Annotated in this window: 13 protein-coding genes; 12 read left to right on the forward strand and 1 reads right to left on the reverse strand. The window is 49.8% G+C overall.

Annotated elements, in window-relative coordinates; translation table 11 throughout:
- The coding region (locus F3H20_RS14100) for a transposase (RefSeq protein ID WP_188128292.1) at positions 1–215 on the forward strand (215 nt) is incomplete at its 5' end.
- A gap of 141 nt (positions 216–356) precedes the next feature.
- Here the strand turns inward: F3H20_RS14100 and yyaC are convergent.
- Entirely contained in the window at positions 357–944 is a 588-nt protein-coding gene (gene yyaC, locus F3H20_RS14105; protein WP_149735555.1) for a spore protease YyaC, read from the reverse strand.
- 620 nt (positions 945–1,564) lie between these two features.
- On the opposite strand from yyaC, the gene F3H20_RS14110 reads away from it, so the two are divergent.
- The 11 genes from F3H20_RS14110 to F3H20_RS14160 all read left to right on the forward strand — a co-directional run bounded on the left by F3H20_RS14110 (position 1,565) and on the right by F3H20_RS14160 (position 15,709).
- Positions 1,565–2,671, forward strand: a complete 1,107-nt coding sequence (locus F3H20_RS14110) for a class II glutamine amidotransferase domain-containing protein (protein ID WP_149735556.1) — start codon at positions 1,565–1,567, stop codon at positions 2,669–2,671.
- The gene (locus F3H20_RS14115) at positions 2,659–4,293 is read left to right on the forward strand and encodes a glutamate synthase-related protein (RefSeq protein WP_149735557.1); all 1,635 of its coding nucleotides are present in this window, start codon (positions 2,659–2,661) and stop codon (positions 4,291–4,293) included. The genes F3H20_RS14110 and F3H20_RS14115 overlap by 13 nt, the downstream gene beginning before the upstream one ends.
- A gap of 13 nt (positions 4,294–4,306) precedes the next feature.
- A complete protein-coding gene (locus F3H20_RS14120) occupies positions 4,307–6,616 on the forward strand; it encodes an FAD-dependent oxidoreductase (RefSeq protein ID WP_149735558.1) in 2,310 nt (769 codons plus the stop codon).
- 109 nt (positions 6,617–6,725) lie between these two features.
- The gene (locus F3H20_RS14125) at positions 6,726–7,541 is read left to right on the forward strand and encodes a carbon-nitrogen hydrolase family protein (protein ID WP_149735559.1); all 816 of its coding nucleotides are present in this window, start codon (positions 6,726–6,728) and stop codon (positions 7,539–7,541) included.
- A 377-nt stretch (positions 7,542–7,918) separates the two neighbouring features.
- Positions 7,919–9,079, forward strand: a complete 1,161-nt coding sequence (locus F3H20_RS14130) for an ABC transporter substrate-binding protein (protein ID WP_149735560.1) — start codon at positions 7,919–7,921, stop codon at positions 9,077–9,079.
- Positions 9,080–9,493: 414 nt separating this feature from the next.
- Positions 9,494–10,657 (forward strand): ABC transporter substrate-binding protein, encoded by a 1,164-nt coding sequence (locus F3H20_RS14135; protein ID WP_149735561.1) that lies wholly within the window; start codon positions 9,494–9,496, stop codon positions 10,655–10,657.
- A 248-nt stretch (positions 10,658–10,905) separates the two neighbouring features.
- Entirely contained in the window at positions 10,906–12,069 is a 1,164-nt protein-coding gene (locus F3H20_RS14140) for an ABC transporter substrate-binding protein (protein ID WP_149735562.1), read from the forward strand.
- Positions 12,070–12,382: 313 nt separating this feature from the next.
- Positions 12,383–13,279: a branched-chain amino acid ABC transporter permease gene (locus F3H20_RS14145; protein ID WP_149735563.1), complete on the forward strand. Its 897-nt coding sequence runs from the start codon at positions 12,383–12,385 to the stop codon at positions 13,277–13,279.
- Positions 13,280–13,288: 9 nt separating this feature from the next.
- Positions 13,289–14,260 (forward strand): branched-chain amino acid ABC transporter permease, encoded by a 972-nt coding sequence (locus tag F3H20_RS14150; protein ID WP_149735564.1) that lies wholly within the window; start codon positions 13,289–13,291, stop codon positions 14,258–14,260.
- Positions 14,238–15,005, forward strand: coding sequence for an ABC transporter ATP-binding protein (locus F3H20_RS14155; RefSeq protein ID WP_149735565.1), 768 nt, complete (start codon positions 14,238–14,240; stop codon positions 15,003–15,005). The genes F3H20_RS14150 and F3H20_RS14155 overlap by 23 nt, the downstream gene beginning before the upstream one ends.
- Positions 15,005–15,709: an ABC transporter ATP-binding protein gene (locus F3H20_RS14160; RefSeq protein ID WP_149735566.1), complete on the forward strand. Its 705-nt coding sequence runs from the start codon at positions 15,005–15,007 to the stop codon at positions 15,707–15,709. The genes F3H20_RS14155 and F3H20_RS14160 overlap by 1 nt, the downstream gene beginning before the upstream one ends.
- The last annotated feature ends 11 nt before the right edge of the window (positions 15,710–15,720 follow it).

Consider the following 15,720-nt stretch of genomic DNA (forward strand, 5'->3'; position numbering starts at 1 on the left):
CGTTGATGATATTTGATAAACATGCGAATTTAAAATATAAGTATGGAAACAGGCATTTTTGGTGCAAAGGATATTTTGTGGATACGGTGGGACGAAACAAAGAGGCAATAGCAAAATATATCCGAGAGCAGTTACAAGAAGATATAATTGTCGACCAGCTAAGTTTGAAGGAATTGACAGACCCGTTTACGGGTGAGCCCGTGAAAAAGTCATAAAAAGAGCCCCTTTAGGGGCTGACTGAAAAGGTTATGCGGTTGGCAGACTTTTTCAGTGAGTCTTGAGACTCAGCTAGTACCTTGCCCTTATAGGGCGTAATCAAGCCACCCGTTTTACGGGTGGTCCTGACTTAGCTGTTCTCATATTCGGGCGGTATTTCCGGCGCCCCGAAGCCCGAAGGAAATGCCATAGGCAATGGTATCGGCCATTTTCATCACCAGACTGAGCCGTGTGCTTTGCAGTACCAAATGCTCCATGAAGCCGCCTACATTAACGATGCCGGTAATATAGGCATGGCCGACCGGCGGGAGGTCCTTCTTTACGGCGGCGCCTGGTTTAACCGAGCCCTTGCCTAAGGATACATAGCCTACATTCTCGCTTTTGCCCAGGCAGGCATCTACGGCAATAATATAGGGGTCGACAAAGCTTGTGGTGATCTGCTGAATGACGTCTTGCAGATTGGTGGCATGAACCGGTTGATCCAAGGTACCGAAAATATGGGGATGCAAATTGAGGGAACGCAGCTTGGTGCCTGTTAAGGGACCGAGCGAGTCACCGGTGGAACGGTCGGTGCCAATGCAAAGGACGATGACATTTTGGTGAGTTTCCTGGCTTTCCTGCAGCAGGTTGCGGATATTCATCGCAATCGTGTAGGTAGCGGTAGGGTCCTGGACATTGCACTTGCATTCAGTGGAAGGTTGCGGCAGTCGAAAAACTTTATTTAGCATAGGCGCTCCTCATTAGGTAATTTGCTATCAGTATATGTATGGTATTTATTTCTTATACAGGAGAAAGGCAATTTATACTAAATTTTATATACATACAGTCTGAAGCAGGAACGTCGTATGTTTAAATTAAACTGTATACCGAAAAACAATTCAATACATTGTTAAACTTATTCATACAAAAGTTCATCCGGAAAGTACAGGAATACTATGAAACATGGATATGTGTAAAAGGTGCGGGGAGTGGCAAGGGATGAATAAATATTCATATATCAGAAGGATAATAACTCTGCTAAGCCTGGAAATATAGGATTTATCAGAATAAACTTTATTTTAATATGCATATTGACAGCATAACATTTCGTTTTTATAATAAGGATAGCATTATATAGTACTGTGCTGATAATAGACACAGTTTTAAGGAGTGTGCCTAGGGTTCCGCGTCTTGGCGGTCTGGACCGAGCGGCACAGGTGCAGCGTGGCACCTTGCATAAGGTTAGCGCTGTGCTACACCGTTGGTATAAAAAACCCGGCGGAAGGTCCTGGAAAACAAGTTCCGGTACTTTTCGCAGGGGTTTATTTTTTTATGCTTTATTTTTATTTATGGGAGAGGTGGAATACCTATGTGCCGAATTGGTGCTATTAAGAGCAAAGTGCCGTTTCATCCTTCTGATGCATTGTATTTAATGCTGCCTCAACAGGAAGGACATGATAATTCCGGGTTTGCCATGGTGATGCAGGATCTGGACGGAATGTTTGCCAAGTACAAGGATAAGCCCTTATTATCGCTGGCCTGTACGCAAAAGGGAGCCAAGCTGGTGGAGGACTATATGGAAGCGCACGATTTCCAGCCTGTATATGAATGGATTCCGCGGGGCAACCGTCAGCCGGGACTGGATATTAAGGCCATGCCGTATTATATCTTCCGGGCTTATGATTATCCGGAACATTTCAGCGGCGCCAGCCAGAAGGAAAAGGAAGAGCTGCTCTTAGACGTGCGGCTGGCTTTACGCGCTATTTTAGAAAAAGACAATCAGGGCTATGCCTACTCTTTCTGGCCTGATGTATTGACCTTGAAAGAAATCGGCGATCCCCGCGATATTGCCACCTATTTCAAGCTATGGGACAAGAATGACAGCCTGCTGGCTAAGAACATTGTGGTGCAATGCAGGCAGAACACCAACTATGATATTGTCCGCTACGCGGCGCATCCGTTCTTTCTGCAGGGTTATACCCTGTGTGCCAATGGTGAGAATACCTTTTATACCAAGAACAAGGAATACCAGAAATCACTGCACCGGGGCTATATCGGTTTTGAATCGGACTCGCAAAACTTCTTATATACGCTGCATTATGTGTTGCATGAACTGAAGTGGCCTATTAAGTACTATAAACATGTCATTACACCGCTGCCCTTTGACGAAATCGAACAGCGTCCCGATAAGGCCGAGCTTACGGCCATCAGGCAATCTTTGGGGCATTTGGAGATAAACGGACCGAATACGATTATTGCCCTGCTGCCAGACGGGAATATGATGACCTGCTGTGATTCCAAAAAATTGCGGCCTGTTGTTGTCGGCGGTGATGATACGACGATGGCGATTGCCTCGGAAGTCTGCGGTTTGAACGTTATTCTGCCCAACCGCAATAAAGAGGCCGATATTTACCCGAATGAACGCGAAGTCGTTGTCATTACGGAAGACTTGGAGGTGCAGCGATGGAAACAGTAAGAACCCAGGACGTGACTGTCAATGATTTGCCCTGGAAAATCGAATACTCCACCGAACGGTGTACCATGTGCGGCAGTTGCGTGGCTGCCTGCACATTTAATGCGATTGAGGCTACAGTCGAACGCCGCTCGATGACCGTTTCCACGGCGCGGCAGCCGGAGCCGACCCAGCGTCACGCCGCCATTCCGGTGATTAAACAGAAAAACAGTGTAGCCCAGGCTTGCGTGGGTTGCGGCATGTGCGAAAAAGTCTGTCCCAACCGGGCGATCCGGCCGGTGCGCAATGTGGACAGCCGTTTCAACCTGCTGGCCCGCAGCGGCGGCAACTCCATTAAACGGGGCGGGCGGACTAATTTGAACGCCGACCGTACGTTAGATAAAATCGTAATCGGCCGTATTTCTCAAATGACCGACCCGTCGCTGGATTCGGAACGTCATACCTTCGATATTCTGGCTCCCTTCGGCCGTGTTCTGCCGGCCAGCCAACTGCCCTTTTCGGTAAACAACGGTGAGTTGTCTTTTGCCGGTAAAACACCGCCGGTCAACTGGATATTTCCGGTTATCCTGAGCGATATGTCCATCGGGGCGCTGTCTACCCGTGCCTGGGAAGCGGTGTGCATGGCGACGGCTTATCTGAACGAAAAGCATCACCTGCCTGTGCGGATGTGTTCCGGCGAGGGCGGTATGCCTGTCAAGCTAATGGAATCGGAATATTTGAAATATGTGATTTTACAAATCGCGTCCGGCCACTTTGGCTGGAACCGTATTATCAAGGCTATGCCTAAAATGAAAGTCGACCCGGCCGGTATACTGATCAAGATCGGCCAGGGGGCAAAACCGGGCGACGGAGGCCTCTTACCGGCTGCCAAGGTGGCGGAACACATTCAGGCGATCCGCGGCGTGCCCAAGGCCGACCTGCTATCGCCGCCTAACCATCAGGGCCTGTATTCCATCGAGGAGTCGGTGCAGAAGATGTTTATGTCGATGAATGCAGCCTTCAAATTCCGGGTGCCCGTGGCGATCAAGTGCGCTGCTTCGGCTACTTCGGTTTCGGTATATAACAATCTGCTCCGTGATCCGTACCGCATTTGCGGCGGGTTCTTCCTGGACGGCATTCAGGGCGGCACCGGCGCGGCCAACGAGGTGTCGCTGGACCACACGGGCCATCATATTGTATCCAAGCTGCGTGACTGCTATTTGGCAGCCGTCAATCAGGGCCGGCAGGGGCAGATTCCGTTGTGGGCCGGTGGCGGCATCGGTCTGACCGGCAATGCGGCGGCCGATGCTTTCAAGATGATCTGTTTGGGCGCCAACGGTGTATTTATGGGCAAAGTCCTAATCCAGTTGTGCGGCTGTATCGGCAATGAACAGGGCCGCTGCAACTCCTGCAGCACCGGTAAATGCCCGACCGGCATTTGTACGCAGGACCCGCGTCTGGTTAAGCGCCTGGATATTGATAAGGCGGCGCAGAATATCGTAGACTACATGCTGGCACTTGACAGCGAAATGAAAAAAATGATGGCGCCTATCGGCAACAGTTCATTACCGGTGGGACGTTCGGATGCTTTGGTGAGCAAAGATGATGCGGTAGCCGAAAAACTGGGCATCCAGTACGTATGCTAGGAGGGGGAGCATTATGTTTAAAATAAGCGCAATTAATGGGAATGACCGTATGTCTACCCAGGACCTCCTACAGGCCATTAACAATGCATTGGCTAACGGAGAAACGGAATTTCAGATAGAAGCGGCAGGCCAGCACGATATTGGCGGGCCCCTATGGCATCCGGAAGGCAAGACGCTGCGGTTTTATGTGACCAATCCGGGGCAGCGGGTAGGTTCGATGTGTTTGGAAGGAACTGAGATCATCGTCGAAGGTTCTGCCTCAGCCGACGTGGGCTGGCTCAACGCCGGCGGCAAGATTGTTGTTAAAGGCGACGGTGGTGACACCACGGCACACTGTGCGGCAGCCGGCAAGATCTACGTGGGCGGCCGGGCCGGAACCCGTTCCGGCTCGTTAATGAAGCATGACCCTTTGTATGCACCGCCGGAATTTTGGGTTTTGAAAAACTGCGGCAGCTTCTCCTTTGAATTTATGGGCGGCGGCATTGCCGTGGTTTGCGGCTATGACAGCGAAGAGTTCGCTTCGGTGCTGGGTGACCGTTCCTGTATGGGTATGGTTGGCGGTACGTTGTATTTCCGGGGTACGGCCCTGGGCATTTCCCAAAAGGATGTAAAGGTACTGCCGCTGGAAGAAGAGGACATTGCTTATCTGAGCGGTAATATGCAGGACTTCCTAGGTTCTGTCGACCGGCCGGAGCTGGAAGCCGAGCTGAGTATTTGGGACCAGTGGAGCAAAGTAGTCCCCCTGACCTATGATGAGCGGCCGAAAAAGGCCGCCAGCGACACCTATTCCTTCCGTATGGACAAATGGGTGCCAGGCGGCATTTTCAGCGATGTATATAAAGATGATTTCAAGGTGGTCGGTTTGGTGACGACGTCAACCTACCGGCAGCGGGTCCCCGCCTGGGAGAATGGCCGCTATGCCGCGCCCTGCGAGTTCAACTGTCCGGCGTCCATCCCATCACAGCAGCGGTTTAACCTGCTGCGGGAAGGAAGGATTGAAGAGGCTTACCGGTTGGTGCTGGAGTATACTCCCTTCCCCGGCTCGGTGTGCGGCGCGGTATGTCCCAATCTGTGTATGGATGAATGTACCCGCCGGAATATTGATATTTCGGCGCAAATCGGTCGGTTGGGAACTTACTCGGTCATGTCCGACCTAGATAAAACGGCGGAAGAGACCGGCAAAACCATCGGCATTATCGGCGGCGGTGCCGCCGGTTTGACGGCAGCCTGGCAGCTTAGCCGCCTGGGACATAAAGTGACCGTCTTTGAAGCTGATTCCCATATGGGCGGTAAGATGGAGCAGGTTATTCCCCGGGGCCGTCTGCCCCATGAAACGCTGACCAGGGAATTAAAACGGATTGAAGATATGGGCGTAACCTTTATCACCGATACCAAGGTGGATAAGGTGAAATTTGCTGAAATCAGAGCAAATTATGATGCCGTAGTCGTAGCTACCGGCGGTCATATCGGTAAAGTCGTTCCCTGGCCCGGCCATGAGCGGATTATCAAGGGGATTGAATTTCTGAAAACCATTAATAAGGGAAAACATTATAAAGTCGGTAAACGTGTTATAGTTATCGGCTGCGGCAATTCCGGCATGGACGCGGCTGTCGGCGCCTACCAGATGGGAGCCGAGCAGGTCACCTGTATCGACGTGCAGCGGCCGGCCGCCGATGAGAAGGAAATCGCCCATGTAGAAGAAATGGGCGGCGTGCTCCTGTGGCCGGTATACACCAAGGAAATCACGGCGGAAGGGATTATCACCCAGGCCGGCGAACTGATCAAGGCCGATACGGTCATCATCAATATTGGTGATGCGCCTGAGCTGGATTTTCTGCCGGAAGGCATCGCTCTTGAACGGGGATGTCTGAAAGTGGGTCTTGACTACAAAATCGCTGAAGGCGTATTTACCGCCGGTGATACCGTGAAGCCCGGACGTCTGGTTGATGCCATCGGCGCGGCAAACCAGGCTGTGCAGGCAGTGCATTCCTATCTGACGCAAACTGAATTTAAGCCGCTGGAGAAAAAGGAAAAAGTACCTGCCGCTAAACTGAGCACAGCTTACTTTGAAAAGTGCCATTCCTGCGATTTGCCGGAAGCCAACGAGGACCATAACCGTTGTATTAGCTGCGGTACCTGCCGCGACTGTCATATGTGCGAAAAATCCTGTCCCGAGCGGGCTATCAAACGGGTGACGCTTTCCGACGGAGGTTTCGAATATGTTTCCGATTCGAAAAAGTGCATCGGCTGCGGTATTTGCGCCGGCATCTGTCCCTGCGGTATTTGGAGCATGTACGAAAATAATGAACCGATTATTCTTTGATAGTGATTCACTAAAACCGGTCTCAGCTTGCTGAGCCCGGTTTTTTTCGTTAAAAAAGGTTTACAAGACATGTAAAATAAAGGAAGATAGAGAAAAGGGAGGGACAGTCATGCCTATCGTTAGCCTGGGCATCTGCCAGATGCCGGTTGTGGAAGAAAAGAAGGAAAACCTGAAAACAGCGGCAGCCTACGTGGCGGCGGCCGCTGTTCGGGGCTGCCGGATTGTAATACTGCCGGAAATGTTCAACTGCCCCTATCAGACCGAACTATTTGCCGCCTATGCCGAAAGCTATCCCGATGGTGAAACGCTTCAATTGTTGGGAGAACTGGCGGCCCGGCACCGCGTTGTGCTGGTGGGCGGCTCGATTCCTGAACGGGACAGCGCGGGAAGGATTTATAACACCTGTTTTGTTTTTGGCCGGGAGGGTAATTTGCTGGCCAAGTACCGGAAAATCCATTTATTTGACGTAGCGATTGCTCAGGGGGCACAGTTTCAGGAATCGGCGGTCATCACTGCCGGAAGTGCCGGAACAGTCCTGACGGTTGACGGGCTATGCCTGGGGGTGGCTATTTGCTATGATATCCGGTTCCCGGAGCTGGCCCGTGCCATGGTGCTGCAGGGAGCGGATATTCTGATTTATCCCGCCGCCTTTAGCCCGGTTACCGGGCCGGTCCACTGGGAACTGCTGCTCCGGGCACGGGCCGTGGACAATCAAGTGTTTACGGTAGGAGTATCGCCAGGGGCCACACCGGGTGCCGTCTATCAACCTTACGGCCACTCCCTGGCGGTGGACCCTTGGGGAGACTTGCTTGGTCAATGCGGCAGCCAGGAAGAACTGCTTTGTGTTGCGGTTGATCTGACCAGGCTGCAGAAGGTACGGCAGGAGCTGCCGCTTTTGCAGCACCGGCGGCCCGATTTGTATTGAGCTGCTTTCAATGGCAGTAGCGATAATCAGAAAAGGTTAAATATAAGATGGGTGTATTTTGAGAAAAGACAAATGTGTATAAATGAAACAAAAAATTGATTGACAGTCGCCTGATGAGGCGAATATAATAATTTTCATAAACAAAGGTTTGTTTAGAGAGTACTCATTCCGGAAGAACAGCGGTAAATGTGTAAACATTGCGGTTGTTCGATACATAGTGGATTGGATTGCAGTCGTTTGTTATGTGCCGGAGGGGAGAGACCGGCGGCGGCTCCATTACTGATGTGTGAATCCCGGTTCGGAGCGGGCCGGGATGGAGTGAAACCGGGGAATGAGTCAGGCAGCGGGTTAGCCAATTTTTGGGGGGAGATGAAAAGATGAGAAAAAAATGGATGGGGTTGCTGTTGAGTGCCGTTATGGTAACAGGTTTGGTAGCTGGCTGCAGTTCCTCAACGGGTTCTAATTCAAAGGAAATTAAAATCGGGGCCAATTTTGAGTTAACCGGCGGTGTCGCCAACTTCGGCAAACAGACAGTCAACGGTATTATGCTTGCTTTTAAAGAGGTTAATGAAGCCGGCGGTGTTAACGGTAAGAAATTGGTGCTGGTCCAGGCCGATAATAAGTCGGAGCCTTCTGAAGCAGCCAACGCGGTAACCAAGCTGATTACCCAGGATAAAGTATCGGCCGTATTGGGCCCGGTAACCAGCTCTGACGTACTGGCTACGCTGCAAATCGGCCAGGATAACAAAGTGCCGATTATTACCCCGACCGGAACCAATCCTAGCATTACGGTAGATAACGGCCAAGTTAGACCCTATGCTTTCCGCGGCTGCTTTATTGATCCTTTCCAGGGTCAGGTTATGGCAAACTTTGCGGCTAAAACCCTGAAAGCCAAAACAGCGGTCATCTATATTGACAGCAGTTCCGACTATTCCAAGGGCTTGTCCGAATCCTTTGAAGCCGCTTTCACGAAAAACGGCGGACAGATTATCGGCAAGGAAGCTTTCTTGCAAAAAGACCAGGACTTTAAAGCTACTTTGACCAAAATCAAAGGAATGAATCCTGATGTTGTATTCATTCCGGCCTATTATGAAGAGGTTGGCAAAATTAACAAACAGGCCCGTGAATTAGGTATCACGGTACCGCTGCTTGGCACCGATGGCTGGGATGATTCCAAACTGGTGGAAATTGCTGGCGCAGCCGCTTTGAATAACGGTTTCTTCAGCAATCACTATTCACCGGAAGACAAAGATCCCCGGGTTGTCAAATTTGTGGAAGCCTATAAGAAAGAGTACAACGAAGCTCCAAGCGCCCTGGCAGCACTTGGCTATGACACGGCACTCATGCTGATCGACGCGATCAAACGGGCCGGCAGTGATGATCCGGGCAAAATCAGAGACGCGCTGGAAAAAACTAAAGACCTGCAGGTTGTAACCGGCATATTGACGCTGGATGAAAGCCACAATCCGGTTAAGAGTGCCGTGGTTATCGAAATGAAAGACGGCAAACAGGTATTTAGAGAAAAAGTAAATCCGTAAGTACACTGATACATTAGGCAGCTCCGCTGGGTAAGATCAACCGGCGGGGCTGCTTTCATTTTCTGTTTTGGAATGTTTGTCGCAGGTGTTTACTTTACAGGTGTAAGTGGAAAAAAACAAAGACTATAAATACCTTTGTTTTTTAAGGATGGACAAAAACCCTGTATATCCAGAAATAATCTATTGACAGCGGATATGGAGGGGCCTATAATAAGTCTCATAGACAAACATGTTTGTGTTGTGTACTATCAGAAAACACGATCCGGACAATGTGTAAAGAAGGTTGACAGCGCAGCGGGAGTTATCCCGGCTTAATCAACAGGGGCCGACGCCCAGCAGGGTTTTTTTAGAAACCTGTGATGGGGTTTTTTTATTGTTGGCGGCAGCCGGATCAAGACAGAGGAGATGACAGGTATGAAGAAAAAGTGGTTGGGAGTTATGACATCTGCTTTAGTGCTGATGTCGTTGGTAGCAGGTTGCGGAAATAGTGCTACCTCGAATGACAAGGAAATCCGTATCGGCGGCAATTTTGAGCTGACCGGCGGCGTGGCCGACTATGGCAAACAATCGTTAAACGGTATCATGCTGGCGATCAAAGAAGCCAATGATGCCGGCGGTGTGCTGGGCAAAAAGATTGTGCTTGTACAGGCTGACAACAAGTCGGAAGCTTCGGAAGCAGCCAATGCAGCAACAAAATTGATTACGCAGGATAAAGTTTCAGCTATGCTAGGACCGATTACCAGTTCCAACGCAATTGCGGCGCTGCAAATTTCTCAGGATAATAAAGTTCCTTTAGTTACGCCTACAGGCACTAATACAAAAATTACCGTAGATGACAATGGACAGGTAAGGCCGTACGCCTTCCGCGGCTGCTTTATTGACCCGTTCCAGGGCATCGTAATGGCTAACTTTGCTACCAAGACGCTGCATGCTAAAACGGCAGTCATTTATATCGACAGCAGTTCCGATTATTCCAAGAATCTGGCTGAATCGTTTACAGAAAGCTTTACGAAAAACGGCGGACAGATCATCGGCAAAGAAGCCTTCCTGCAAAAGGATCAGGATTTCAAGGCTACTCTGACTAAAATCAAGAGCCTCAATGCCGATATTATTTTTATTCCGGCCTACTATGAAGAAGTTGGCAAGATTGTAAAGCAGGCCCGCGAATTGGGCATCAATGTACCTTTACTGGGCACCGACGGCTGGGATAACGCCAAAATAACGGAAATCGCCGGCGCCGGACCGTTGAACAATACGTTCTTCAGCAATCACTACTCAGCAGAAGACAAGGATCCCCGGGTAGTTAAATTTGTGGAAGACTATAAAAAAGAATACAATGAAGCACCCAGTGCTTTCTCCGCTCTCGGCTATGACACGGCGCTCATGTTGATTGACGCAATCAAACGGGCCGGCAGCGATGATCCGGAAAAAATCAGAGAAGCCCTGGAAAAGACCAAAGATTTGCAGGTTGTTACCGGCATACTGACCTTGGATGCTAATCATAATCCAATCAAGAGTGCTGTTGTAGTGGAAATGAAAGACGGCAAACAAGTGTTTAAAGAAAAAGTTAATCCCTAATTCATCACAGTAAAAAAGACGGATTCCCGCATTGTTTCCCGGAAAAAAACACAATGTCTACCACACAAGGACTTTTACGTTAAAGTCCTTGTGTGAAGTATTGACAGCCACCAAGCGCAACCATATAATATACACTGTAAATGATACGAAATCGTGTTATATTCATCCTGGAAAGATACGAAACAGATGGACGGCAGTATCATAGGGATGGATACGGATCTATCAGTAATAAACATAGGAGGAGAAATATGGTTGCGAAAAAGATGGTAAAAGCATTGTTCGGACTTGCCATGTCAGCCGTTTTACTGGCGGGCTGTGGCGGGCAGCAAAGCGCAGACGTCATTAAGCTCGGTGCTAATTTGGAAATGACCGGCGGAAATGCTACCTTTGGCGGATCGGCAAGCAATGGTGCCAAACTGGCTATCAAGCAGGTAAATGAAAAGGGCGGCGTGCTGGGCAAGAAACTGGATTTAGTGGTAGCCGATAACAAGAGTGAGGCTGCGGAAGCCGCTAATGCCATGCAAAAACTGATTACCCAGGATAAGGTAGTGGCGGTAATCGCTCCTATCGCGTCCTCCAGCGTGATTGCCGGCGCTCAGGTAAACGCTGACAACCAGGTGTTGGCGATCAGTCCGACGGCATCCAATCCCAAGGTTACGGTTGATCCGGCCACCGGCAAGGTAAGAGACTTCCTGTTCAGAGCAGCGTTTATTGATCCTTTCCAGGGTTCGGTTATGGCTAATTTTGCCACCAAATCGCTGAAGGGCAAAACAGCGGCTCTGTACATCGACAACTCCAGTGACTATGCCAAAGGGCTGGGCCAGTTCTTTAAGGAAACCTTTGAGAAAAACGGCGGCAAGATTGTAGCCGAAGAGGCCTATTTAGCTAAAGACACCGATTTTAAAGCAACGCTCACCAAAATAAAAGCAGCCAATCCGGATGTGCTTTTTGTACCGGGGTATTATCAGGAAGTGGGTATGATTATCAAACAGGCCCGCGAGCTTGGTTTAATGATGCCGGTGCTGGGCGGCGATGGCTGGGATTCGGCTAAACTGCCGGAAATTGCCGGCGCCGATGCGCTGAACAATACCTTTTTTGCCAACCATTATTCTCCTGACGACAACAGTCCGGCGATCAAAGACTTTGTTGAGGCTTATAAGAAAGAGTACGGCCAGGTACCGGACGCTTTTGCCGCCTTGTCCTATGATGCTACGATGATGGTCATCGAAGCGATCAAGCGGGCTAATTCAACCGATCCGGTTGCAATTAAGGACGCACTGGCTAAGACTAAGGATTATCAGGCTGTATCCGGTTTGATTACCTTGAATGAAACTCATGATGCCGTGAAGAGTGCCGTTATCATTGAAATGAAGGACGGCAAGCAAACTTTTAAGGAGAAAATTAATCCTTAAAGACTGTCCACCGCCGAGATTCGATATATGGCTGCATAATTGAGTAACTTAGCATAGGGTTGACGCGAAACAGTCGGTTGTGTGGGGCCTGAAAAAGCAGTCTAACAACAGCATAGATAGCTCTGCTGCAATCACTTCGGCAGAGCTTCATGGTGGGGCGCCGCAGAAGGGCCAGTACAGACTTCGGGTTACGTGTGTCCAAAAGGGGATAAGGCATCTTAGTCTTATCCCCTTCCTGTTGCAATTGTTTGGAAAGGATTTCCGGCAGGGATTGTTGTAATGAAAAAGAAAGAGTTATGGAGGGAAAATCAACATGGAGGCATCATCCTTTTTTCAACAGTTTATCCAACAGTTGATTAATGGTGTATCCCTGGGCAGCATTTATTCTTTGATTGCCCTTGGCTATACCATGGTTTATGGCATTATCAAACTTATCAATTTTGCTCATGGCGATATTTATATGCTGGGAGCTTATCTGGGCTTTTTTGCCACCACGACATTGAAAATGCCCTTCTTGCCGGCATTGGTAGTAGCCATGGTGGGAGCCGCTCTGGCAGGTATGATCATTGAACGGCTGGCATACCGGCCGCTGCGGTCGGCGCCGAAGATTGCCGTATTGATTACAGCCATCGGCGTGTCGCTGCTTTTAGAGTATGGCGGGATGCTGATTGTAACGCCGCAGCCGCGGACTTTCCCGAAGGTGTTTGCCGCGGAGCTTTATAATATTGGCGGCATTGTTATCAACAGCCAGCAGATTGTCATTCTGGTCGTTGCCTTGCTGCTCATGGTGCTGTTGACTTATGTCGTGCAGAAGACAAAAATCGGCAAAGCCATGCGGGCTGTTTCGTTTGATACCGATGCCGCCCGTTTAATGGGCATCAATGTGGACCGGGTTATTTCCTTTACCTTTGGTATCGGTTCCGGTCTGGCTGCTGCTGCCGGTGTGCTGGTCGGCGTTTACTACAATTCGATCGATCCGCTGATGGGCATTATGCCCGGTCTGAAGGCCTTTGTGGCGGCGGTATTGGGTGGGATCGGCGTGATTCCGGGGGCCATGCTCGGCGGTATTATCATGGGTGTGGTGGAAGCCTTGGTCAGCGGCTTCATTTCTTCTACTTTCCGCGATGCCGCAGCCTTTGGCATATTAATCCTCATTTTGCTGTTCAGGCCGGCCGGCTTGCTTGGCAAAAATGTACGTGAGAAAGTGTAGGTGACCAAGATGAGAGAGGCTACGAAAAAAGATATACTGTCTTTGGGCGCCTGCCTGGTTGTATACGGTATTCTACAAACGCTCATTACGACGAATGTTATTGGTCCTTTCTGGCAGCTGAATCTGGTGCTGATCTGTATTAACATTATCTTGGTAAGCAGCTTGAATTTAATTAACGGTTTTGCCGGACAGTTTTCCATCGGCCATGCCGGCTTTATGGCGGTCGGTGCCTATCTGGGAGCGGTCCTGACGGTGAAGCTGCATCTCCCCTTCCTTGTGGCTATTTTGGGCGGTGCTTTGGCGGCCGGTATGCTTGGCTTTTTGATTGGTTTGCCGACGCTGCGGCTAAACGGTGACTATCTGGCCATTGCCACCTTGGGGTTGGGCGAGATTATCCGTATTACCATCCTGAATATTCCCTATGTGGGCGGTGCGTCCGGTTTCATGGGCATCCCCCGTTATACCACTTTCACATGGGTCTTCTTTTTGACAGTGTTTACTATCTTTTTTATCAAGAACCTAATTAATTCTTCTCATGGACGGGCGATTATTTCCATCAGAGAAAATGAAATCGCCGCCGAGGCCATGGGTGTTGATACAACCCGCTATAAAGTACTGGCCTTTACCGTCGGCGCGGCTTTCGCCGGCGTAGCCGGGACGCTGTTCTCCCACTACTTTTACATTGCCCATCCGGCGTCCTTTACCTTCATGAAGTCCTTCGATATTCTGACCATGGTGGTGTTGGGCGGTTTGGGCAGTATCACCGGCTCGATTACTTCTGCTGTCCTCTTAACCTTTGTGTCGGCTGCCTTGGCCAGCTATCCCGAATGGCGCATGGTGATTTACTCCCTAGTACTGATTGTACTGATGATCTACCGTCCGCAAGGATTATTCGGCAATAAAGAACTTAGCCTGCAGGTATTCAAAAACTGGGGCCGGTTATTTGGAGGTGACAAACATGACGCTGTTAAAGGCAAGTAATTTATCCAAGGTATTCGGCGGCTTGCGTGCCGTATCGAATTTTGATGTAGAAATCAATGACGGCGAATTGATTGGCTTAATCGGACCGAACGGCGCGGGTAAGACCACGGCGTTTAACCTCTTAACCGGTGTGTACGAACCGACCGATGGCGAAATTACCTTTGACGGGAAAAGTGTAGTCGGCTTGAAACCATATCAGATCACGCAGCGCGGGATTGCCCGGACTTTCCAGAATATCCGTCTTTTTTCCAATCTGTCGGTGCTGGACAATGTAAAAATCGCCTATCATTTTCATGTCAAGTATGGCTTGGCCGAATCGGTGCTCCGGGTTGGCCGCTATCACAATGAAGAAAAGGAAATTGAGGAAAAGGCCACTCGCTTTCTTGAAATCTTTAAGCTGGCCGATAAGAAGGATGAAATCGCCAAGAATCTTCCCTATGGCGAACAGCGACGGCTGGAGATTGCCCGTGCGCTGGCCGCTCAGCCCAAGCTGCTGCTGCTGGACGAGCCGGCAGCGGGGATGAATCCGCAGGAAACGCATCAATTGATGGAGATGATCCGTTGGATTCGCAAAGAGTTCAATTTGACCATCTTGCTGATTGAGCATGATATGAGTCTGGTCATGAATGTCTGTGAACGGATTTATGTACTGGATTACGGCAGCATTATTGCGCACGGCGTGCCGCAGGAGATCAAGAACAATCCGAAGGTTATTGAAGCTTATCTTGGGGAGGAAGTGCACTAATGCTGACAGTTGATAATATTAATGTATATTATGGTGCCATTCACGCCCTCAAGGGAATCAGCGTGGAAGTAACGGAAGGCGAGATTGTCACCCTGATCGGTGCCAATGGCGCCGGAAAAAGTACCATCTTGCGTACCATTTCCGGTTTGCTCAAGCCCAAAAGCGGCAAAATAGTTTTTGAAGGCAAGGAAATCGGTGGTATGGCAGCGCAAAACATCGTTTCGTTGGGCATTTCCCAGGTGCCGGAAGGCCGCCGGGTATTTGCCAATATGAGTGTTATGGAAAACCTGGAGCTGGGTGCCTATATCCGCAGCGATAAGAAGGAAATCCAGCAGGATTTGAATAAAATTTTTGAACGTTTCCCCCGTTTGGCTGAACGCCGTTCGCAGTTGGCCGGTACGCTAAGCGGCGGTGAACAGCAGATGCTGGCCATGGGGCGCGCCCTGATGAGCCGGCCGCGTCTTTTACTCTTGGATGAGCCTTCCATGGGGCTGGCGCCGCTTCTGGTAAAAGAGATATTTTCTATTGTCCAGGAGATCAACTCTACAGGAACTACGGTGCTCCTTGTCGAACAGAATGCACATATGGCATTATCCATTGCCCACAAAGCATATGTATTGGAAACGGGCCGTATTACTTTATCGGGATCAGCCAAGGAATTGGCAGCCAGCGAGGATGTCAAAAGGGCTTATCTCGGTGGATGATTAGCGTCTCC

The organism is Propionispora hippei DSM 15287, assembly GCF_900141835.1.
Classification (GTDB): Bacteria; Bacillota; Negativicutes; order Propionisporales; family Propionisporaceae; genus Propionispora; species Propionispora hippei.

What these genes read in the sequence shown, in the direction of transcription:
- yyaC (WP_149735555.1), bottom strand. Translation starts at nt 944, where the DNA reads ATGCTAAATAAAGTTTTTCGACTGCCGCAACCTTCCACTGAATGCAAG.
- F3H20_RS14110 (WP_149735556.1), top strand. Translation starts at nt 1,565, where the DNA reads ATGTGCCGAATTGGTGCTATTAAGAGCAAAGTGCCGTTTCATCCTTCT.
- F3H20_RS14115 (WP_149735557.1), top strand. Translation starts at nt 2,659, where the DNA reads ATGGAAACAGTAAGAACCCAGGACGTGACTGTCAATGATTTGCCCTGG.
- F3H20_RS14120 (WP_149735558.1), top strand. Translation starts at nt 4,307, where the DNA reads ATGTTTAAAATAAGCGCAATTAATGGGAATGACCGTATGTCTACCCAG.
- F3H20_RS14125 (WP_149735559.1), top strand. Translation starts at nt 6,726, where the DNA reads ATGCCTATCGTTAGCCTGGGCATCTGCCAGATGCCGGTTGTGGAAGAA.
- F3H20_RS14130 (WP_149735560.1), top strand. Translation starts at nt 7,919, where the DNA reads ATGAGAAAAAAATGGATGGGGTTGCTGTTGAGTGCCGTTATGGTAACA.
- F3H20_RS14135 (WP_149735561.1), top strand. Translation starts at nt 9,494, where the DNA reads ATGAAGAAAAAGTGGTTGGGAGTTATGACATCTGCTTTAGTGCTGATG.
- F3H20_RS14140 (WP_149735562.1), top strand. Translation starts at nt 10,906, where the DNA reads ATGGTTGCGAAAAAGATGGTAAAAGCATTGTTCGGACTTGCCATGTCA.
- F3H20_RS14145 (WP_149735563.1), top strand. Translation starts at nt 12,383, where the DNA reads ATGGAGGCATCATCCTTTTTTCAACAGTTTATCCAACAGTTGATTAAT.
- F3H20_RS14150 (WP_149735564.1), top strand. Translation starts at nt 13,289, where the DNA reads ATGAGAGAGGCTACGAAAAAAGATATACTGTCTTTGGGCGCCTGCCTG.
- F3H20_RS14155 (WP_149735565.1), top strand. Translation starts at nt 14,238, where the DNA reads ATGACGCTGTTAAAGGCAAGTAATTTATCCAAGGTATTCGGCGGCTTG.
- F3H20_RS14160 (WP_149735566.1), top strand. Translation starts at nt 15,005, where the DNA reads ATGCTGACAGTTGATAATATTAATGTATATTATGGTGCCATTCACGCC.